Origin of the sequence: Pedobacter sp. W3I1 (genome assembly GCF_030816015.1) — a bacterium.
Classification (GTDB): domain Bacteria; phylum Bacteroidota; class Bacteroidia; order Sphingobacteriales; family Sphingobacteriaceae; genus Pedobacter.
Window position 1 is genome coordinate 1,639,944 of sequence record NZ_JAUSXN010000001.1, and the last position, 21,552, is coordinate 1,661,495.

The 21,552-nt window shown below is 38.4% G+C and carries 16 protein-coding genes; 7 read left to right on the forward strand and 9 right to left on the reverse strand.

The genetic code is table 11. From position 1 onward, the window contains the following. Nucleotides 1-22: 22 nt before the first annotated feature. The 4 genes from QF042_RS07075 (at nt 23) to QF042_RS07085 (ending at nt 5,890) form a co-directional block, all read left to right on the forward strand. A complete protein-coding gene (locus QF042_RS07075) occupies nt 23-1,210 on the forward strand; it encodes an ROK family protein (protein ID WP_307526682.1) in 1,188 nt (395 codons plus the stop codon). A 178-nt stretch (nt 1,211-1,388) separates the two neighbouring features. Beyond that, nucleotides 1,389-1,637 (forward strand): carboxypeptidase-like regulatory domain-containing protein, encoded by a 249-nt coding sequence (locus QF042_RS26310; RefSeq protein ID WP_373459063.1) that lies wholly within the window; start codon nt 1,389-1,391, stop codon nt 1,635-1,637. Between the two features lie 156 nt (nt 1,638-1,793). Further along, nucleotides 1,794-3,215 (forward strand): alpha-L-fucosidase, encoded by a 1,422-nt coding sequence (locus QF042_RS07080; RefSeq protein WP_307526684.1) that lies wholly within the window; start codon nt 1,794-1,796, stop codon nt 3,213-3,215. 2 nt (nt 3,216-3,217) lie between these two features. Continuing rightward, on the forward strand, nt 3,218-5,890 hold the full coding sequence (locus QF042_RS07085) for a beta-glucosidase (protein WP_307526686.1): 2,673 nt from the start codon (nt 3,218-3,220) through the stop codon (nt 5,888-5,890). A 63-nt stretch (nt 5,891-5,953) separates the two neighbouring features. Here the strand turns inward: QF042_RS07085 and QF042_RS07090 are convergent, their stop codons facing one another. From QF042_RS07090 to QF042_RS07130, 9 genes are all read right to left on the reverse strand, one after another. Further along, on the reverse strand, nt 5,954-7,135 hold the full coding sequence (locus QF042_RS07090; RefSeq protein ID WP_307526688.1) for a M57 family metalloprotease: 1,182 nt from the start codon (nt 7,133-7,135) through the stop codon (nt 5,954-5,956). Nucleotides 7,136-7,566: 431 nt separating this feature from the next. Further along, nucleotides 7,567-8,652, reverse strand: a complete 1,086-nt coding sequence (locus tag QF042_RS07095) for an Ldh family oxidoreductase (RefSeq protein WP_307526691.1) — start codon at nt 8,650-8,652, stop codon at nt 7,567-7,569. A 99-nt stretch (nt 8,653-8,751) separates the two neighbouring features. Continuing rightward, complete coding sequence (bshC, locus tag QF042_RS07100; RefSeq protein ID WP_307526693.1) at nt 8,752-9,594, reverse strand: bacillithiol biosynthesis BshC; 843 nt, start codon at nt 9,592-9,594, stop codon at nt 8,752-8,754. Further along, a complete protein-coding gene (bshC, locus tag QF042_RS07105; protein WP_307526695.1) occupies nt 9,542-10,339 on the reverse strand; it encodes a bacillithiol biosynthesis BshC in 798 nt (265 codons plus the stop codon). Before bshC (QF042_RS07105) ends, bshC (QF042_RS07100) begins: the two co-directional genes overlap by 53 nt. Before the next feature lie 343 nt (nt 10,340-10,682). After that, on the reverse strand, nt 10,683-12,527 hold the full coding sequence (locus QF042_RS07110) for an alpha-L-fucosidase (RefSeq protein WP_307526697.1): 1,845 nt from the start codon (nt 12,525-12,527) through the stop codon (nt 10,683-10,685). Between the two features lie 564 nt (nt 12,528-13,091). After that, nucleotides 13,092-15,014, reverse strand: coding sequence for a DEAD/DEAH box helicase (locus QF042_RS07115; protein WP_307526700.1), 1,923 nt, complete (start codon nt 15,012-15,014; stop codon nt 13,092-13,094). A gap of 325 nt (nt 15,015-15,339) precedes the next feature. Further along, nucleotides 15,340-16,197 (reverse strand): dienelactone hydrolase family protein, encoded by an 858-nt coding sequence (locus QF042_RS07120; protein WP_307526702.1) that lies wholly within the window; start codon nt 16,195-16,197, stop codon nt 15,340-15,342. A gap of 299 nt (nt 16,198-16,496) precedes the next feature. Beyond that, nucleotides 16,497-17,030 carry a hypothetical protein gene (locus QF042_RS07125; RefSeq protein WP_307526704.1) on the reverse strand — a complete coding sequence of 178 codons (534 nt, stop codon included), beginning with the start codon at nt 17,028-17,030 and terminating at the stop codon, nt 16,497-16,499. A gap of 99 nt (nt 17,031-17,129) precedes the next feature. Further along, a complete protein-coding gene (locus QF042_RS07130; RefSeq protein WP_307526706.1) occupies nt 17,130-17,597 on the reverse strand; it encodes a DUF4293 domain-containing protein in 468 nt (155 codons plus the stop codon). Between the two features lie 188 nt (nt 17,598-17,785). Here QF042_RS07130 and truA point away from each other — a divergent pair, with 188 nt between their 5' ends. The 3 genes from truA (at nt 17,786) to QF042_RS07145 (ending at nt 21,507) form a co-directional block, all read left to right on the forward strand. Further along, complete coding sequence (gene truA, locus QF042_RS07135; RefSeq protein ID WP_307526707.1) at nt 17,786-18,568, forward strand: tRNA pseudouridine(38-40) synthase TruA; 783 nt, start codon at nt 17,786-17,788, stop codon at nt 18,566-18,568. A gap of 86 nt (nt 18,569-18,654) precedes the next feature. Continuing rightward, nucleotides 18,655-20,424: an ABC transporter ATP-binding protein gene (locus tag QF042_RS07140; RefSeq protein WP_307526708.1), complete on the forward strand. Its 1,770-nt coding sequence runs from the start codon at nt 18,655-18,657 to the stop codon at nt 20,422-20,424. 57 nt (nt 20,425-20,481) lie between these two features. Beyond that, on the forward strand, nt 20,482-21,507 hold the full coding sequence (locus QF042_RS07145) for an isoaspartyl peptidase/L-asparaginase family protein (RefSeq protein WP_307526710.1): 1,026 nt from the start codon (nt 20,482-20,484) through the stop codon (nt 21,505-21,507). The last annotated feature ends 45 nt before the right edge of the window (nt 21,508-21,552 follow it).

Consider the following 21,552-nt stretch of genomic DNA (forward strand, 5'->3'; position numbering starts at 1 on the left):
AATTTATACAAATCAAATTAAAATGTCAGCAACTATTAAGAAAGCACAAAGACTAAGAGCCGACATCATTAAGCTACTTTATTATAAAAAAACATCATCTCTTACCGATTTAAGTAAACGTACTAAAAAGAGCTTGCCTTTAATTACGTCGACTGTAAATGCATTGATAGAGGATGGTTTAATTATAGAGCAGGGATTAGCACCATCTACCGGAGGCCGCCGCCCTTTAAATTTTTTATTAAACCCCGATTACAAGAGGTATATAATAGCCGTAGCAATGGATCAGTTAACTAGTCAGTTAACTATATACGATTTATCCAATCAACAGATTTTACCAACACAGGTGATCGATTTAGATATGACAGAGGGTAAAAGTGCTGATACTTTAATTGCATTCATTGATCATTGCATAAAGAAATCAACAATCGATAAAGAAAATTTTTTGGGGATTGGCATTGGTATGCCGGGTTTTGTGAATGCAGAAAAGGGAATGAACTATTCTTTTATGCAGGTTGAAAACGATATAAGCCTGCAAGACTATCTCGCTAAAAAATTAAGTTTACCAGTTTATATAGATAACGACTCGAGTTTGATCGCCTTAGCTGAATTAAACTTTGGTGAAGCAAGAAATTTAAAAGATGTACTCGTCGTGAATATTGGCTGGGGTACAGGTTTGGGGATGATTATTAATGGCAAATTATACCGGGGTAGTAGCGGCTATGCTGGTGAGTTTAGTCATATCCCTTTATCTAATTCAAATACCTTATGCTCTTGTGGTAAACGGGGGTGCCTTGAAGTGGAAACATCTCTTTTGGTGATGGTTCAGAAAGCAGAAGCAGCGGTAAAAAACGGAGAAGAAACAAGTTTAAAAACTCTTTTTAATGACAGAAGTAAAAGCCATGTTGATCATTTTTTAAACGCTGTTGTAAAACAAGATCCTGTAGCCATTTCTATATTAGCTGATGCCGCATTTCAGATTGGTAAAGGATTAGCGACTTTAATCCATATTATGAATCCTGAACGAATTGTATTAAGTGGCCGTGGCGCAAAAGCAGGGAAAATGCTTCTACCGCCAATACAGCAGGCTATTAATGAGTTTTGTATACCTCGAGTAGCTGAACAAACAGAAATTAAATGCTCTAGCTTAAGCGATCAGGCTGAGCTACTGGCTGCTGCCAGCTTGATGGTGGAAAATAGCCTATTTGAATAATTAATTAAGCAAAAAATAAAATAATTTTTAATTAACAACCGAAATTATGAGGAACCATCTTTAACCAAAACTAACTTAAACGAATTATAAAAAAAAATGTACTTAACTTGCTTAAGTGTGTTTTTGTTAACCTTTTTGACAATAACAGCTTTTGTCCAAAAAACCATTATCGTACGGGGTGGAAGCATCCGGACCAATACGAGGTGTAAGAGGCTTTATTAAAGGCACAACTAAAGCTACCCAAATAGATGCTACGGGTAAATTCTCTATTTCGGCAACTGAAGGAAATATGCTTGTTTTTAGATCTGTTAGCTATGCTTCAAAAGAAATTAGTGAACCAGCGTTTTCAACAATAGGTGTTAGACTAGAGCCATCTATTAATAGCTTGAATGAAGTTCAGGTTACAACGGCTCTAGGTGCTAATTGAGAAAAGAATCATTAGGATATGCAATACAAATGGTTTCTGGATCTAATTGACCATTGCACAAGCCCCAAAAATGTTAATGAAAATTTATTAGATACCTTAATTTATCACCGATCCCAGCATTGTTTTGTGCTGAGATTTTAATTATTGAAAATGAATATGAAGTATTTTATTTTGCTATTATTGTTTTTCAGCTTTTCTGCTATAGTTTCTGCTCAACAGAACGATATTATGCCCCAATCAGAAATTTACGAATGGCCAAAAGATGAAGCCGTAAAAAAGAAATTAGAACACTGGCAAGACCAAAAATTTGGAATGATTATCCACTGGGGCTTATATGCTGTTCCTGGAATTATTGAATCCTGGTCAATCTGTTCGGAAGACTGGATTGACAGAGACAGTACGATAAAGTACGATGATTACAAGAAATGGTATTGGGGGCTGAATGAAAAATTTAATCCAACCCAATTTAATCCCGAGCAATGGGCAAAGGCGGGTAAAGACGCTGGAATGAGATACCTGGTTTTTACCACCAAACATCACGATGGCTTTGCCATGTTCGATACCAAAGAAAGCGATTTCAGCATTGCAAAAGGTCCATTTGCCAACAATCCTAAAAAAGATGTTGCCAAATATGTATTCGATGCTTTCCGGAAGCAAAATTTTATGATCGGTGCTTATTTTTCTAAACCCGACTGGCATTCGCAATACTATTGGTGGGATAAATATGCCACTGTAGACAGGAATAATAATTACGATATCAGAAAGAACCCGTGGCGCTGGAATAAGTTTAAAAGTTATACCCAGAATCAGATTGGTGAGCTGATGAACAATTATGGAAGCATTGATATTTTGTGGTTAGATGGCGGTTGGGTAAGGCCTTTAGCATCAGTAAATGAAGAAGTACTTTCCTGGGGAGCACCAATTCCGGAGTGGAGTCAGGATATTGATATGCCTAAAATTGCCGCTGATGCCCGGAAAGCACAGCCGGGTTTAATTATGGTTGATCGGACTGTACATGGACAGTTTGAAAATTACCAAACCCCAGAACAAAAAATTCCGGAAACGCAATTGGATTACCCATGGGAAAGCTGCATGACTTTAGGCGGAGCCTGGGGTTTTGTACCCAACGATCAGTATAAATCGGCAGGTGAAGTGGTTCATAAACTAGTAGAAATAGTAGCCAAAGGTGGAAGTTTGCTTTTAGGTATTGGGCCTAAGGCTGAAGGTACGCTACCTGATGATGTGGTTACGAAATTGACGGAAATTGGTAAATGGACCAGTAAAAATGGTGCTGCCATATACGGAACACGGATAACCAAAAATTATCATGATGGACAAAACTGGTTTACACAAAGTAAAGATGGTAAAATTATTTATGGCATCAGTTTGCTTGGCAATACGCCGCTTAAGGGAATTTCCTGGCAGGGAAGTATTCCTAAAAAAGGAACTTCGATTACCATTTTAAGCACTAACCAAAAAGTAAAATGGACATTGAAAGATGGCCGGGTGCACTTCGATTTTCCTAAAACAGAGGAAAAAATTGCCTTGACTTTTTCTTTTACGCCCGAAACCGATTAGTAATGTCGAAATCAATAAAATACCTATACTTATTGCCTACACTTTTTTTCTCTTGTAGCCTTTTTGCGCAAGTTAAAAAAGGGCAATCTTTACCCTATAAAAATTCAAAATTAAGTGTCGATTTGAGGGTAAAAGACCTCATTTCGAGAATGACATCAGAAGAGAAATTTTGGCAGTTGTTCATGATTCCAGGTGATGTAACCGAAACAAACAAAGAACAGTTTAAGCATGGTATTTTTGGTCTGCAGGTAAGTGCAGCTGCACAAGGAACTGGTAATGCCCAGCAAATGTTGACCTATAATACCTCTGAAGACGGACTTTCTCTGGCTAAAAAGGTTAATAAAATTCAAAAGTATTTTGTTGAGGAAACCCGTTTGGGCATCCCGATCATTCCATTCGATGAAGCTTTACATGGTTTGGTTAGGCAAGGCGCTACCGCTTTTCCGCAATCCATTGGTTTAGCTGCGAGTTTCGATACTGCTTTAGTGGCCAGGATTGGTACGGCTATTGCCCATGAGGCAAGGGCACGTGGCTTGAGAGATCTTTTGGCACCTGTAATTAATATGGCTACAGATGTAAGATGGGGAAGGGTAGAAGAAACCTACGGTGAAGATCCTTATCTAACAACAGTTCTGGGCCATGCCTTTATGAATGCCATAGAAAGGCAGAATATTATTGTTACCCCAAAACATTTTATTGCCAATGTTGGCGATGGCGGTCGAGATAGTTATCCAATCGAAATGGATAAACATTATTTAGAAGAAATTCATTTTCCTGCATTTAAAGATGGCGTTAAAAATGTAGGCATCCGTTCATTAATGACTTCCTATAACAGTGTTTTTGGTTCTCCTGCAACCTCAAATAAATGGCTGTTAACCACTAAACTAAAAACGGAGTGGGGCTTTAAAGGTTTCGTTATTTCTGATGCAGGTGCAGTTGGCGGTGCTAATGTATTACATTTTACGGCTAAAGATTATAGAGATGCAACGGCACAATCAATTAACGCAGGCCTTGATGTAATCTTCCAGGTAGATTATAACCATTACAAACTTTTTCTGCCAGCATTTTTGGATGGCAGCATTCCCAAATCGAGAATAGACGATGCCCTTGCCAGGGTTCTGAAAGCTAAATTCGAGTTGGGGCTGTTTGAGCATCCATATGTAGATGAAAGTATTGCAGAAAAGATGTTAAGCGATCAGAGTAACCATAATCTGGCCAAAGAGGCTGCTTTAAAATCATTTGTACTCTTAAAAAACGATAACAACACGCTTCCGCTAAAAGGTGCAAAACGGATTCTATTATTAGGCGAAGATGCAATTGAAGCCAGGTTAGGTGGATATAGCGGTACTGGAAATAATAAAGTAAATATTTTGGATGGGCTTAAAAATGCGGTATCCGATGATTTTAAGATTAATTATTTAAAAGGAAGCAGCCGGGAGCCGCAGTCTTATATTCCAATTGATAGCCAGTTTCTTTCAACAAATCAAAAAGCAGGATTAACCGGAACCTATTACAAAGGACTTCACCTCTCCGGAAAACCCGTTAAAGAAATAAATAATAAGGTTATTAATTTCAGTTGGACATTATATCCTCCAGACGAGCAGCTCCAGCTGGATGATTATTCGGTAAGGTGGGATGGTAAAATTAAAGTACCACAGAATACAGATGTTAATATCGGATTGGAGGGAAACGATGGTTACCGATTATACCTGGATAACCAGTTACTTATCGATAATTGGGATAAAAAGTCTTTCAATACCAAGACAATTCCCTTTCATTTCGAGAAAAATAAGGAATATGTCATTAAGGTCGAATTTTTTGAACCTAAGGGCAATGGCAAAATCAAATTGATCTGGGATTATAAGATCAGTAAATCAAACGAAATAGCTGATGCAGTGGCCGCGGCAAAGAATAACGATGCAATCATATTTGTTGCGGGTATAAAAGAAGGCGAGTTTTTAGATCGGGCGATGTTAAACCTGCCAGGTAACCAAGAATTGTTATTGGAAGAACTTGCAAAAACAGGAAAACCTATTATCGTGGTATTAACCGGTGGAAGTGCCATCAATATGCAGCCCTGGTTAAATAAAGTTAACGCGGTTTTAAACGTGTGGTATCCTGGCGAAGCTGGAGGCGCTGCCATTGCTGATGTATTGCTCGGGAAGATAAATCCATCAGGTAAACTGCCAATTACTTACCCGGTTGACGAATCGCAGTTACCCCTGGTTTATAACCACAAACCTACCGGGAGAGGCGATGATTATAACAATTTAAGCGGCGAGCCACTTTTTCCTTTTGGATACGGATTAAGTTATACCAACTTTTCTTACAACAACTTGAAATTTAACCGCAAAAGTATCGCTAAAAATGAAACTGCTAATTTAAGCTTCGAGCTTAAAAATATAGGCAATTACGATGGTGAAGAAGTGGTACAATTGTACATGAGGCCTTTGTTAAGCAAATTGGCTCAACCTGTTCTTGCACTGAGAGCTTTCCAGAGGATACATTTAAAGGTTGGTGAAACAAAGATCATTTCATTCAAACTGGATAAAGAGGTGCTGCAAACACTCAATATCAATAATGTATGGGAAGTTGCTCCAGGGGAATATAGAATCATGATTGGCTCATCAAGTAAATCACTTTATTTAAAAGATAATTTAACGGTTAAGCCTTAAAAAAATACTTCCTATCAAGTAATAGTTGCCGCAGATTCTGGTAAATCTGCGGCTTTTTTAAGATTAATCTAATCCATAATTCTTTAGTGCAATGGAAACATAGCCATTTTGTACAGACATGTTAAGATTAGAAAAAGTAATTGTTTTATCGGTAGCATTTATAACTCCATTAACTGTAGAGCCGTTTGCATTTGCTGTGGCAGATACTGGCATATATCCTGAACTTATTTTTACTACTAGCGTCGAGCTTGGATTATAACTGCTAATGTTATAAACATAAGTAGCGGTAGTATTTACTGGCGGGGTAGAAATTGTGGCAGCAATGTGAGTTCCATTAAGTATTAATCCATAATAAGTTGGTGTATTACTCATGGTTGTAACCCTAAAAGAGTAAGTATATGTGGGATAACCATATAAATAATTTAAGGCAACGATATCATTTGTATTAAAAGAACGATCTACACCATTATTGCAAGCAAGCATAAATGAATTGGGCTCAGCAGAAGCGGGAGTTCCAGGGATTTGAATTGCCCCAGGAAAGTTTTGAATATCAGCACTATTATAGCTATTGCCTTCATTCTCACTTATTGAACAACTATAACCCCGGTCATAATAGTCTGTATGTCTTAGACCTATACAGTGGCCTATTTCATGCTGAATTACAGAGGTGATATAGCCTACATCTGGATTTGTACCGAATGCAGCAGGATTTGTATTTAATCCAATTTGATTAAATGGATTTCCGGAAAAAGGAAAACCACCATAGCCTAACTTGGTGCCTGTAGGTGTTGGACCTTCATTGAAGCCAATGATTTCAATATTTCCATTGCTACTAACAAGTTGAAAGTTGATTTTCAAGTTTAATGAGTTATACCTTCCAACCGCATTACTTGCAGCTGTGGAATAAACAGCAGGTAAATTTGAAACAGAAATTGTTATTGTGCGAGGTAAGTTTTGAACTAGATTATACGTTTGGTACTGTTCTGATTTAGCAATAATTAAGTTTGAAGAGTTTGGGTCCTTACCTAGAGAAGATTTTGGTAGAAAAATATCTCCCTCCACAATATACCCATCCTTCATAATTGTTATACCATTGGTATTAAATCCCATTTTTTTAATACTAGCTAATACAGATTCAGGTATTTCACTGTCTTGTTTATTTTCTAAATTTTGTTTTTTAGAACAGGAATAAATCATGAAAATAAATAAAACCACAAAAAGCGAATACAGATTTTTTTTGATCATAGTTGTAGATTTTGTTTGTAGGTTTAAAATTACATTATTTTAAACCTAATATACAAAGAATCTATTAGTTTTCTTGAAAATCTATTAATGCATTATGTATAAACAATTATTAGACAAGTTCATTGCTATTAGGATTATTGCTTGATTAATAACCATTCCAAGCTTCAGAGGAATTAAACGAAATTGTTTATTGTTCCTCCCTGAAATGTCAGAAAAGATTTCAGGGGTTTAATACATCTAAATTGCGTTCTTGCACCTTATCTTCGCATAATTTGCGTTAAGCTGTAGTTGCATTTTCTTGATTTGGCTTAACAGATTGCTTCGTTGTGCTTACTCGCAATGATGAAAATTCTTAGTATTCACCTCGCTTTGCGAACTTAGCGTTTTCTTCTCCGCGTCCTTTGCGGTTAAATGTTCGAAGCCTTTACTAACTATTTTAACCCTTCTATCCCTAACTTCGCAGCCAGCTCATTCAGGTCTTTCACCACAACATCAATGATCGGAATACCGCTGATTTTCCTTTCCTGCTCAAATTCGTGTTCAGGTTCGCCAGGAATGATTACCTTTTTGCCAGGATCTATCGTTTTTGCGCTTTTAAAGCGTTCTACCCAATTATCTAAATGGTTTTTGAAGTCTGCAGCTGGTCTGAAGCCATCTACACGCATAGCGCCTAAAAAGTGACCAAGTCCTTCGCCAACCGGATTTGCAGATGGTTCTAAAAAAGCCACAAAAGGAGGTACCCATGGGCCGTAATTGGCGCCAGATAACACCGCCGATAAAATATCGACTGTAGCACTTAGCCCATAACCTTTATGACTGCCATGATCTTTGTCGCTGCCCAAAGGTAAAAGCGAACCACCGTTTTTTAATTCGTTCGGATCGGTAGAGTTTTCTCCATTTTTATCCTGAACCCAGCCATCAGGAATACTTTTATTTGCACGTTGGGCAATTTCCAATTTGCCATTTGCTGCGGCTGCTGTAGCCATATCTACAATTACTGGTGGATATTTTCCTGCCGGGAAAGCATAACACATAGGGTTGGTACCCAGTAAACGTTCGTTAGCATAAGTAGGCGCCACCAAAGGACTTGCATTGGTCATACTAATACCAATCATATCTTTTTCTACTGCCATTAGCGCATGGTAACCTGCAATGCCAAAGTGATTGGAATTTTTAACCGATACCCATCCACTACCGTATTTTTCTGCTTTTTCGATGGCGACCTTCATTGCAAATGGCGCAACAACCAGACCTAATCCGGCATCGCCGTCTACTGTTGCCGTAGTGGGTGTTTCATGTACTATTTTAATATCAGGTGTGGCATTGATTCTTTTCTTTTCCCAAAGGCGTACGTAGCCACTTAAACGCGCTACACCATGTGAGTCGATTCCCCGTAAATCTGAGCGAATCAATACATCGGTTGCTAAATCGGCATGTTCATCAGAACAGCCCATTTTTTTAAAAACGTTATAAGTAAAAGTCCTGAGGTTGGTTTCGGTAAAAGTGATGAAGTTCATTTTGCTGGTATCAAGTTGTAGGTAATGAGTATTGAGTAGCAAGTATCGAGATTGGGCGCTTTAGGTCATCGGCTCCCGACTCCCGACTCCGGACTAATATTACGGTAATAAAACAGTAAAATCGCCGCCTAATGGTTCGAAGTTTTCTATGCACGACGAAAGAAAATCTTCTCCGTAATTCACATACATGGGCGCAATATTCAAGGTTCTTTCCTGAAGTGCTCCATTTGGGAAAAGTCTTTTCTTTACATTGTCAATCTGTAGCAATGCCGTTTCATGTTTTCTTTTCTCTGCGCGGAATAGTTTCTTTTCCAGGTTAGCCAATAAATGATTGGTTCGTTGTTTCGCCGTATCAGTAGAAACTGAAAGCGTTTTATCTATTTTATAGGCATTGAGTTTAATCTGATCAAAAATGCTGTTAATGGCCCTTGTTTCATCAGCTAAACTCAATAGAGCAGTGGTATTTCGCTTTACCCAAATGTTTTTTAGTTCTTCAACAGGCAAGAAAATATCTTCCAGAGAAAAACCTAAATGATATAAATTTTGCGCACTGCGTTTATCAATCAATAGAGCCGAATTACGCAATAATAAAACCGGGAAGTCAACTTTATAAAAGTCGAAATTTGCTTTTAACTGCATCCAATAAGCCACTTCCGCACCGCCACCAATATAAGCCACGTTAGGTAAAATAACTTCCTGGTACATGGGGCGCATCACCACATTCGGACTAAACCGCTCAGGATGTAATTCGATTTCAGCTTTTAGTGCTTCTTCGGTAAAACTGATATCGGTATGGTTTACAATGTATTTGCCATTTTCAAAAATCAAGCGTTCGCGGAGATTATCGATCAGGTAAAAGAAGTTAATATCACGGCCATTCACCTGGTTTTTATAGCCTAAACTCCTCCAGGTTTTTCGAACTTTCGTCGATATTTTTTGCACTATTATGCTGAATAATATCTTCGGTAATGATATTCGCGAATTGCTTCTTTAGTTGTGCATCATCTGCATTTACAATCACCAAGCCATATTTCTCGAATAAGTTATTCACCAAAAACCTGGTGGCATCGGCTAAATTGTCGTGTTGTAAATAGGCCTGTTCTACTAGTTTGGCAATCCGTTTCCCGTTTTTAGAGATGCCAAGGTATCCTTTATATGCCGTTACTGCTGCGGCAACTGTTTTGGTGCTTAGTCTTCCGGTGGCACCGTTGGTTTGTTGTATCCAGCTAATGTTTTTTTCATCAACACTTACATGGTTAATTTCATCAAAATCGTGATCCTCTGTTGCCATCCAATAAACCGGAACAAAATTTTTATCAGGATGGGCCATTTTTAACTCGATAGCTAAATTAATGGTGGTTACAATTTTGTAAATAAAATAAAGCGGACCGGTAAAAAGGTTCAACTGGTGGCCTGTGGTAACCGTAAAGGTATTCGCCGAGCCTAAAAGTTCTATGTTTTTGGTAACCGATTTATTGGGCTGTAAATGTTGATATTGATCTTGTAAAACCCTAACTAAGGTTTCTCTATTCCCTAAGAAGTTTCTATGCTCAATTGCTTTGGCTAATCCCTCCATATCAGGACGATAACTATAGAAAGCTTTAAGCTGTTCTTCGTCGTTAATATAATCTAAAACCAGTTTTGAAAATGATCCGGTTTCCTGATATGAGATATATTTTGCCTGCATGATGTGCGAAAGTAATGCAATTTAAGGATAATCGTAAAGTTGAACCACTATTTTACAATTGTTAAATAATTTTTCCCACGGATGCACAGAAATCACGGAATTTCTATATGGTCATCCTTTTGGGTAAGTTTTAGAAAAAACAGAGGAGTTTTGATGAGGTTTTACGTAGGTTCGTCATTTCGACTGTAGTGGAGAACCCGAAGGCTCTGCGAAGCAAAATCTTTTAAACACAGTTCAAAGATTTCTCTCCCGAAAGTTCGGGACTACGCTTCAGTCGAAATGACGACCGATTTTGGGAATCTGTTATTGGTATCGGAGTCGAACTATCTTCAGGAGAAAATAATTAGAGATTGCTTTCAATGGCGCCAACTTTTTCACGGTACAAATCAATCGGGCTATCTAAAAGTACTGCAATTACTGTTAATTCAAGATCTAATTTATCTTTCGGCACCGGAATGTAAACAATACCCGGTATTTTGCTCCAATACAGTTTGTTATAAATGTCGTGCGGAAGCATGGTGCCTTCACCTACAATCCTGATCCTGCTGATGTTATTTTTTAAACCTTTAATGGCAATTGGGCCAGTTGGTGTGCCTTCTACAAATAAGTAAAGTGTTTGTTTGTCGGCTGAAAGTGCTGTATTGCCCTGGTAGTGTCCCGCTGGAATTCCCCCTGTTGTTTTGTATAGCGCTTCAGCATTTTTGATTACCCAGTTATTAACTTTTGGATTAAAATTTTTAATGCCTGATTTAAATTCAAAACCATCAGCAGTCAGATTGGTGTTTTGAAAAATATTTACGCCAGAATTTAAATCATAAGAAAGTTTTCTCAGATTATAATTGGTTAGGTCTAAATGCTGGGATGCCGCAAATAAAGTTTCTAAAGAAGTGCTTTGTTGTTTTTCTTTTGATAATTGGAGCGGCTCGTTTAAATAAATTTTTAATACAGTGACATCATTGTCGAAATCGCTTTCATTAACATCAAGAAAATAATCAGTCTCGTTTAGTTTTACTGTATTTATAGGTGTTTGATTACCAATCAACTCTACCTTTTTTATTTTAGATTTTATGCCGCTAAGCAAAATGCCATTTCTGGTTTTGTAATCAAGATAGAGGTATAAAACATCTTTGTTTTTCGATAATGCGGTTTTCCCTGTAAAATGTCCTTCAGGGATCCCTGCCTGAGTTCCATAAATGGCTTCACTGTATTTTTTGGTCCAACGGCCTAAATCTTTCAAAATTTTAACCTGTTCCGGTGCAATGGTTCCATCGGCCTTCGGTCCAATATCAAGCAATAAATTACCACCCATGCTGATACAATCAACCAATGTACGGATAATCATGTTTGACGATTTATAATGATTATCGTATGGCTGGTATCCCCACGAATCGTTCATCGTGTAACAAAGTTCCCACTCAGGTGAGCTTGGTTTTACCACTGGAACACCTTGCTCTGGCGTATCGTAATCGCCATGCCCGTTTAAGCGCGAATTAATAATGATGTTCTGATTTACCTTGCGTAAATTTGCCAATATGTTTTTGGCCTGCCATTCTTCGCCGCTATGCTCCCAATCACCATCAAACCACAACAAATCTGGATTGTATCTGTCAGAGAGATCGTTTAATTGGCCTTGGAAATAATTTTGGAATTTTTTAAAGCGTGGCGCATCCTGTTTATAATCATAACGTTTTCTGTCGCGGGTAAAACCATCATAATCCGGATAGCTCCAATCAGGTAATGAAAAATATAAGCCTGTTTTAAGACCAGATTTTTTGAGTTCAGCCACAAATGGAGTAATTAAATCTTTTTTTGCCGCACTATTTTTTAATGTTGTAGTGGCTAAAGGCGCTTTACTATCCCAAAGGGCCACACCATCATGGTGTTTCGTGGTAATTACCGCGTATTTGGCACCACTTTCTTTAATTAGGTTTACCCATTCTTCTGGTTTATATTTTGCAGCGGTAAAACTGTCAAGCTGCTTCATGTAAGCATCGTGATTGATGTAATTGTTAAAAAACGACCACGACTCTGAAATACCATTAACGGAATAAATACCCCAATGGATAAAAATCCCCAATTTGGCATCGGCAAACCATTGCATTTTTTGATCGGAAACTTTTTGTTGAGCAGAAAGTTTATTAACTACAAATAATGGTAATAAGAGGAAGAAAAACTTTAAATATCGCATATTGTTTTGTTGTGCAGATAAACGATAAATATAATATTTTGTAGCTGTTTTTTTAACAAAATTGGGTATGAAATCAGATGTTACCCATCTGACTGGAGATTAATTTAGTAAGGAATTTGTAACCAGGCATTATCATCAGGTTGAAAGCTAGCTATAGAAGTACTAAATTAAGAATCTGGTTTTCTGTCAGATGGTAACATCTGACATCACAAGAATTTGACATCACAGAAAGATTGGCGACTTGTTTTGGAAAACTGACCTTTGTTAACTAAACCTGATAGAAGGGAACCCGATTTTTCATCGGGTGGGATGATAGCAGGACTACCGGATCCGAAACGCTGCTGAAACTGCTTTTCTAAAAAAAAAATATTCAAGTTAAAGTTCGACCATGTTAGATGGTAACATCTGACATCACAGGAATAGATTTAGCTTCGCTGAGCACTTCGTAATCTCGACTGCGTTGCACTCTCTCGAAATGACGATCCTCCAAAACAACAAATTTTTACCCATAAAAAAAGCCGCCCCGAAAAATCGAGACGGCTGTAAAATATTTGGTTTAGTGATTTACCATTTTTTTCTGCGTTCGCCACTTCCACCTTCACGGCTTCCGCCTTCTCTGCGTGGACCTCCGGTGTTACCACCTTTGTCGTCACGGCTACGTCCAGAGAAATCTCTGAAACCGCCACCGCTGTTTCCGCCTTCACGTCTTCCGCTACCACCGCCAGAACTTTTTCTGTCGCCGCCGCCACGATAACCGCCGCCGCCACCGCTGCTTCTGCGTTCACCGCCGAAACCACCGCCACCGCTACGTCTTTCGCCGCCACCGCGTCGTTCTCCAGCGCCTTCACCACGACCACCATCTCCGCTTTTCTCGATACGTACCTGACGTCCGTTAAACTCAACAGCTTTAAAGCCTTCAAAAACTTTATCAGCTACATCGTCTTCCACTTCAAAGAAAGAGAAAACACCTTTTAAATCGATTTTACCAACGCTTTTGCCACCAATTTTACCATTGTTACAGATAAATGATAACATATCGCCACGGGTAAACTCATCTACCGAACCTAAGTTGATAAACAAACGGGTGTAACCTTCGCTACCACGTCCGCGACCAGCTCTTTCACCACGTTCACCTCTTTCGCCGCGATCATCACCAACTGCAGCATTTAAATCAGGTGCTTTAGAGTAGTAATCTAAGAAGCGGTTGAACTCTAATGAAGCAAAACGTTTGATTACATCCTCTTTAGATAAATCTTTAAATTCATCCATAATACGTGGAATGTATTGATCGATCTGTTCTACATTAACTTCAACATTGTGTACTTTATGTACCAAAGAGAACAATTGTTTTTCACAAACGTCAAATCCTGTAGGAAGCTCAGCTTTGGTAAATTGTTTACCAATAATGCGCTCCAACTGACGGATTTTTCCAACTTCTTTAGAGTTGATGATACATATAGAGATACCAGTTTTACCAGCACGACCAGTACGGCCAGAACGGTGGGTATAACTTTCAATTTCATCAGGTAAAGAATAGTTGATTACGTGTGTTACATTGTTTACATCGATACCCCGGGCAGCAACATCAGTAGCAATTAACAACTGCATGTTACGCTCACGGAAACGTTGCATTACTTTATCACGTTGTTGTTGCGATAAATCGCCGTGTAAAGCATCAGCATTGTAACCATCTTTAATTAAATGCTCGGCAACATCTTGTGTATCCAGTTTGGTTTTACAAAATACTACAGCAAAAATTTCAGGGTTAAAATCTACAATACGTTTTAAGGCAGCGTATTTATCACGTGCACGAACAATATAATATTCGTGTTCAATGTTTACGTTACCCGTATTTTTAGTGCCCATGGTTAATTCAACAGGGTTATCCATATAGTTTTTAGCTATACGGCGAACTTCTGCAGGCATGGTAGCCGAGAATAACCAGGTTTTTTTGTCATCAGGTGTAGTTGATAAAATGTCGTTAATGTCGTCCTGGAAACCCATGTTCAACATTTCGTCAGCTTCATCAAGCACAACAAATTTAACAGAAGAAAAATCAATGGCTTTACGGCCAATGATATCCAACATACGGCCGGGCGTGGCCACTACGATCTGAACGCCTTGGCGTATTTCGCGTAGTTGTTGCATAATGTTCGCGCCACCGTAAACGGCAACAACGTGGGCATTAGCAACGTTTTTAGAAAAGTTTTTAAGGTCGTTAGCGATTTGCAAGCATAACTCACGGGTAGGGCATAAAATTAATGCCTGTGGTTTATTAACTTTAAAATCGATTAGTTCTAACAGCGGCAAACCAAATGCGGCTGTTTTTCCTGTTCCTGTTTGGGCCAAACCAACAAAATCATTAGTGCCTTCTAACAGTACAGGAATACTTTGCTCCTGAATAGGTGTTGGAGTTTCAAATCCAAGATCCTTTACGGCATTAACGACGTCATCACTTATCCCCAATAATTGAAATGGGTTTGTCATTCGTCTTTTTATTTTTAATTGAGCCGCAAAGGTACGGTTAATAATCCGTATTTCACAGATAATCAAGTAAATAGTTTTTTAGGCTAAATATTTGAAAATAAGGAAGTAAGCAGAAATGTAAAATGGATGATGGGAAAGGTGGGATAGGGCCAGATTAAAATAAGACCGTGATTGCAGTATGGCCTATATTTTTTTGATTTGGAAAGCAAATGCAGTGAGGTTTCGGTTGCAGTAGTCCCGTTTTCCGTTTTAATCTTTTTAAACCTTTCAGGTTTTTAAAAAGGATTTTCACTCCAACCGGGTTTAGGTGGCAGGGAAAGAGCAGCTATTTACGTTTGTTTTTAAATAGCCATTTAGGCAGTTCATCCGTTAAAAGTGCGGGAGCAAAAATATCGTTGTGCGCAAGATTGTCGAATTCCCAGAATCTGGTTTTATTGTTTTGGTTTATTTCTTTAAAAAACTGTTCGTCACTATTAAAAGGGTTTTCAGTATCTATATTTCCGTGGATCAGCCAAATCGGAATGTTCGTTAATGTTTTTACGTGGTCGAATTGCGGTATCCCTGAAATGCTTATTCCTGCAGCAAATAAACCGGGTTTTAACGATAAGGCATTGATCACTGAAGAAGCCCCCATCGAAAAACCGATGAGGTAAATCCTTTTCTCATCAATATTTAAAGTGTTTTTTAAGCTGTCGATCAGTTGCAATGCTGTTTTTAGACAGGGTTGCGGTATCGAAGTAAGTACCTTTCTGCTTTCATCTAATACATAATTCGACGATCTGGAAGGGAACTGTGGAGCTAAAATAAATGAAGGGTATTTAGCTTGCATTTCACTCATGGCAAATAGCTTGGCTAAAATACCCAACTGGCTGGCATTGTCGTTACCTATAGCATTTGAACCGTGAAACACAATAACCAATGGAAGTTTACTTTTGGTGTTATTCGGTTTTAGTAAGCGGTATACGATTGGTGTATCGGCAGTACCTTTAAACGAACCTTTCGTAAAAACATCGGTATTTAAACCTTTTATTTCCGCTATTCTCCTTTTAAGGTAGAGCGAATCAGCACTTTTGTCGATTTTGGTTTTTCCAAAAGTATGGACGCCTTTATAGCATGATAAGATTCCGCAAAGCAAAACCACTAAACAGATATAGTTAACGGCATGATTTATTTTAATCTGCATAGAGAGAGGTAATTTTCAGTTAAAATTAAAGAATTAGCACAACCTTTCAGCGAGCGTATCAATCTTTCATCCTTGTTCATGCCGAAGATGGCAAGAGTCAAAAATAAAATAGCAAGTGCGGTCATAGAAGTTACACCAAAATGCAAAACCGGCAATCAGTAATAATGGTCAGCATTGTAGTCCTCTTTTGAGCGCTTCTACTTTTAAAGTTGAAAATTGCAAAGCAGATTAGTGCCAAAAAATATTTAAAATTAATATTAGATAAATAGCTTTAATCAACTTTTTTGTTTTAGGAGCCGTTAACGGGCCATAATCAGTGCAGTTTCTAAATAGGCCAGGGTATCCTGAGCTGTCAATTTGGAAACTATATCATCTGCAATATCATTAAATGCAATCCCCGATTGTTTTGAAGTGGTTCCGTGTTTTAGCAAAAATACCGTTCTTGAAAATGAAAATCTATCATAATCTCCCCGGGCAACCCTTACTTCCTGTGTAATGTAGTTGTATCCATTCTGCGTTGGGATAGGGCTTATTGGTGCACGGTATTTAAAAATCTGATCTACGAGCTGATTGTTAGTTAATACGGTTTTTGGTGAATAGAACAAAATTAAATCTCCATCTTTTACCACCGAATAGCTTATATTTCCGCCAATAGTTGCCGCATCGTTAGACGAGAAAAACAGGCTACTTCCATCCGCAACATAATGATCCGATATAACAAAGCTACTTTCGTTTTTAATAAATTGCTTAATAATGTTTTGGTCTTTTATTTCACCGTTTGCTGTAAATAATCGTGTTTCCGATTTTTTAACCAGATTTTCTGTTTGTAGCAATAACGGGAAATTTATTTCTGCTTTGCTCCCGCCTTTTTTGCATGAAAACGTTAAGCAAATGATAAGAAAGGCAAGTATGTTTCTGAAAGTCATAGGGTGTTATCTTAACCTTTCGGCCGAACGGATTAACCGCTCATCTTTATTAATTCCAAAAATAGCCAGTACAATAAATAAAATAGCTAATGCAGGCAAGTAAGCTCCAACTCCGAAATTGGCACCTTCAATGCCGCCAGGCAATTTTTTGGCGTAAATGCTGCACCAAAAAGCAAAGCCACCAATCAACACAATCGTTACAATTGCAATGCGTTTCTGGAAACTTCTTCTTTTGTAGTTAAAGATATTCATTAAACAAATAAATGCAACAGCGATATTGGTAATGATTAAAGGTAAAAAAGATTGGGTTTTAAGACCTACACCTGCTTTAATACTTAAAGTTTGATATAAGCCTGTAGTGTATATCGCTGATGCTGTTCCGGCAGCATCTTTAGTTGCGATGGGTAAAAACAACATTAAAACTAAGGTTAAAGCCGCTAAAAAAAGCCAGATCGATTGTATTCTTTGTATCATAGATGTAAAATGTATAGGAACAAATCTAGCCTTTTTTGAGAAAAGAAAGAATAAAGTTTCCGGATAAGAGTAGGGATTCATAAGAAGCATTAATTGCTGTTTATGATTTAAATTCGCTCCGAACGCCGAACGCCGAACGCCAAACGCCGAACGCCAAACGCCAAACTCTCGCCTTATCGCTTTGCCCTTTGCACGTTAAACTGTACTTTTGCATCGCTTTGAGTAAAAAAAGGTATTTCATCCAATTGGCTTATGATGGCAGCTTGTACCACGGCTGGCAAATTCAACCTAATGCAATCACCGTTCAGGAATTGTTAGATAAGGCTATGTCTGTTTTTTTTAGGCAGCCTATCGAAACTTTGGGTTGTGGAAGAACGGATGCAGGTGTGCATGCTACTGATTTTTATGCGCATTTTGATGTGGAAGGAATAGAAGAGACTAAGGTATTGAATGCCATTACTGGGGTTAATGCCATGTTGCCTTACCAAATTGCAGCAAAACGGATAATTCCGGTACATGACGATGCGCATGCCCGCTTTGATGCCACTGCCCGTGCTTATAAATATTACCTTCACTTCGAAAAAAATCCTTTTAAACATAATCGATCGTGGCTGGTTAAAGATAAGCTGGAAGTTGAAGCCATGAACGAGGCAGCTACCCTTTTATTAAATTACATCGATTTTTCGTGTTTTAGCAAATCGAATACCCAAACTTTTACAAACAACTGTAAAATAACTAAAGCAGTTTTCGAACAACAGGAAGACGGATTGGTTTTTACTATCCAGGCCGATCGTTTTTTAAGGAACATGGTAAGGGCCATTATGGGTACTTTGGTGGAAATCGGTAAAAAAAAAATAAATTTAGCAGATTTTAAAGCAATAATAGAAAGTAAAAATCGCAGTAAAGCCGGTCAATCGGTACCTGCCTGCGGTTTGTATTTAGTGAAGATAGAATACGATTATATAAAATGATAGAATGAGAGAAGGGTTGAATCAGGGAATGAAAAGGTATCTCTAACATTCACTAATTCGAAATTCTCTCATTCAAAATTAAAAACATGGCAGTTACAGGCGACGTATACAACACCGGATTACTGAAACGTATTTTTCAATACGTAAAGCCTTATCGTGCTGTTTTTGTTTGGTCGGTTATTTTAACCATACTGCTTGCAGCCATTTCTCCCGTTCGTCCATTTTTAATTAAGTATACGCTCGATCATTATATTTTAACAGGTAATTTCTCAGGTTTGGTAAATATGACCATGCTGATGGTTTTCATGCTGATCTTACAGACTTTGATCCAATATAACCATACCCTTTTAACCAATACATTGGGGCAATCGGTAATCCGCGACCTGCGGATCAATGTATTTAACCACATTACCAAACTCCGCCTTAAATTTTTCGATAAAACACCAATCGGACAATTAATTACCAGAACAGTTTCAGATTTGGAAACCATTGCCGATATTTTTTCGGAAGGTTTAATCTCAATGATTGGCGATAGTTTGCAGGTGGTGGTAATTGTGTGCGTAATGTTATATACCGACTGGCAGTTAAGTTTAGTGGTGCTTTTGCCTATCCCGCTGTTAATTATGGCTACCCGGAAATTTCAGAAGGCGATTAAAGTTGCATTTCAGGAAATCAGGAACGAGGTTTCTAACCTGAATACCTTTTTACAAGAACATATTACAGGCGTTTCTATTGTTCAATACTTTGCAAGAGAGAAACAGGAGTACAGAAAATTCTACGCCATCAATAAACGTTATCGCGATGCCAATATCCGTTCTAACTGGTATTATTCTATTTTTTTTCCCGTAGTAGAGTTGATATCGGCCATGTCTTTGGGTTTGTTGGTTTGGTACGGCGCAAAAAGCATTCTTTCCAAGCCATTGGATGTAACACCCGGAACCATCACGCAGTTTATCATGTACCTGGGTATGGTGTTTACGCCTATCCGCCAGCTGGCTGATAAATTTAATACGCTACAGATGGGCATGGTGGGCGCTGAACGTGTTTTTAAAGTTTTAGATACCGACGAAACTACACCAGATCATGGTGAGCAGAAACCAGCCAAACTGGAAGGCAACATCAAGTTCGAAAAGGTTTGGTTTGCCTATAACGACGAGAACTACGTATTGAAAGACCTCAGCTTTGAGGTAAAAGCTGGCGAAACCGTTGCTTTGGTTGGTGCAACCGGAGCAGGAAAATCTTCTACCATTAATATTCTGAATCGCTTTTATGAAGTGAAAAAAGGAGATATTACGGTTGATGGCATCCGCATAGAAGATTTTGAACTGGATTATTTAAGAAGCCACATTGCCACTGTACTTCAGGATGTTTTCTTATTTTCAGATACCATTTTAAATAATATCACCCTTAATAATCCAGAAATTACGATAGCAGAAGTGGTTAATGCGGCCAAAAAAGTTGGTGCGCACGATTTTATCGAACGTTTACCAGGCGCTTATCAATATAATGTGATGGAAAGAGGTGCGACGCTCTCTGCAGGTCAGGCGCAGTTAATTTCGTTTATCCGTGCGCTGGTACACAATCCTGCTATTTTGGTTTTAGATGAAGCCACTTCTTCAGTTGATACCGAAACAGAATTATTGATCCAGAAAGCCATTGATAACTTAATGGAAGGCCGTACCTCAATTGTAATTGCCCACCGCTTATCGACTATTCAAAAAGCCGATCAGATTATTGTGCTCGATAAAGGAGAAATTAAAGAAAAAGGCACGCATCAACAGCTGTTAAAATTAAATGGCTACTATAAAAAGCTTTACGATCTGCAGTTCTCGTCAAAAGGCATAGCTAAAGTTTAAACGCATTTATTCTCAAGGATTTTCTTAATTTAACGGCTTCTTAAACCCTATTGGAAGATGAAACGGTTAAAATTAATCACCTTATTCTTGTTTTCGGCTTTAACCCTGCAAGTTTCTGCACAGCAGAAAAAATATGTAATGGTCATTCACGGCGGTGCCGGCACCATTCTTAAAAAGAACATGACTGCCGAAAAGGAAGCCGCTTATATTGCTGTTTTAACACAAGCCTTACAAGCAGGCTATGCAGAAATTAAAGCAGGTAAATCGAGCCTCGATGCCGTTGAAGCAACCATTCATGTTTTAGAAAACGATCCTCATTTTAATGCTGGCAAAGGTGCAGTTTTTACGCATGATGGTAGAAATGAGCTTGACGCCGCAATAATGGATGGAAAAACCTTGATGGCGGGATCCGTTGCTGGGGTAACTACCATAAAAAATCCAATTTCTGCAGCAAGGGTAGTGATGGAAAAATCGGAACATGTAATGATGGTTGGTACTGGTGCAGAGCAGTTTGCTAAAGAAGTGGGACTGGAAATTGTAGATCCAAAATACTTCTGGACTAAAGAACGTTGGGATGGTTTGCAAAAAGCAATTAAAGAAGATTCGACAAAGGCGGTATTAGATCATGGAAACAAGAAATCGGAATTACTTGGAAGTAAAAACCACGATTATAAATTTGGTACTGTGGGTTGTGTAGCCTTAGATCAAGCGGGCAACTTAGCTGCAGGAACTTCAACCGGTGGCATGACCAATAAAAAATATGGACGGGTGGGCGATGCACCTATTATTGGTGCTGGTACCTATTGCAATAACGAAACAGCTGGTATTTCCTGTACCGGTTGGGGTGAGTTTTATATCCGTAATGTGGTGGCCAAAACGATTTCCGATTTAATGGAATATAAGGGATTATCTGTTGCAGAGGCATCGAAAATTGCTTTAGATAAAGTAGGTAAAATGGGTGGCGACGGTGGTTTAATTGCTTTAGATAAAAAAGGCAATGTTGCCATGCCATTTAATACTGAAGGCATGTACCGGGGAACAATCACCACCGATGGTAAAATTGAAGTGAGTATTTATAAATAATGAAAACGCTATTCTAAAGTCGAGTTTTAAGCTATTGTGCCACCA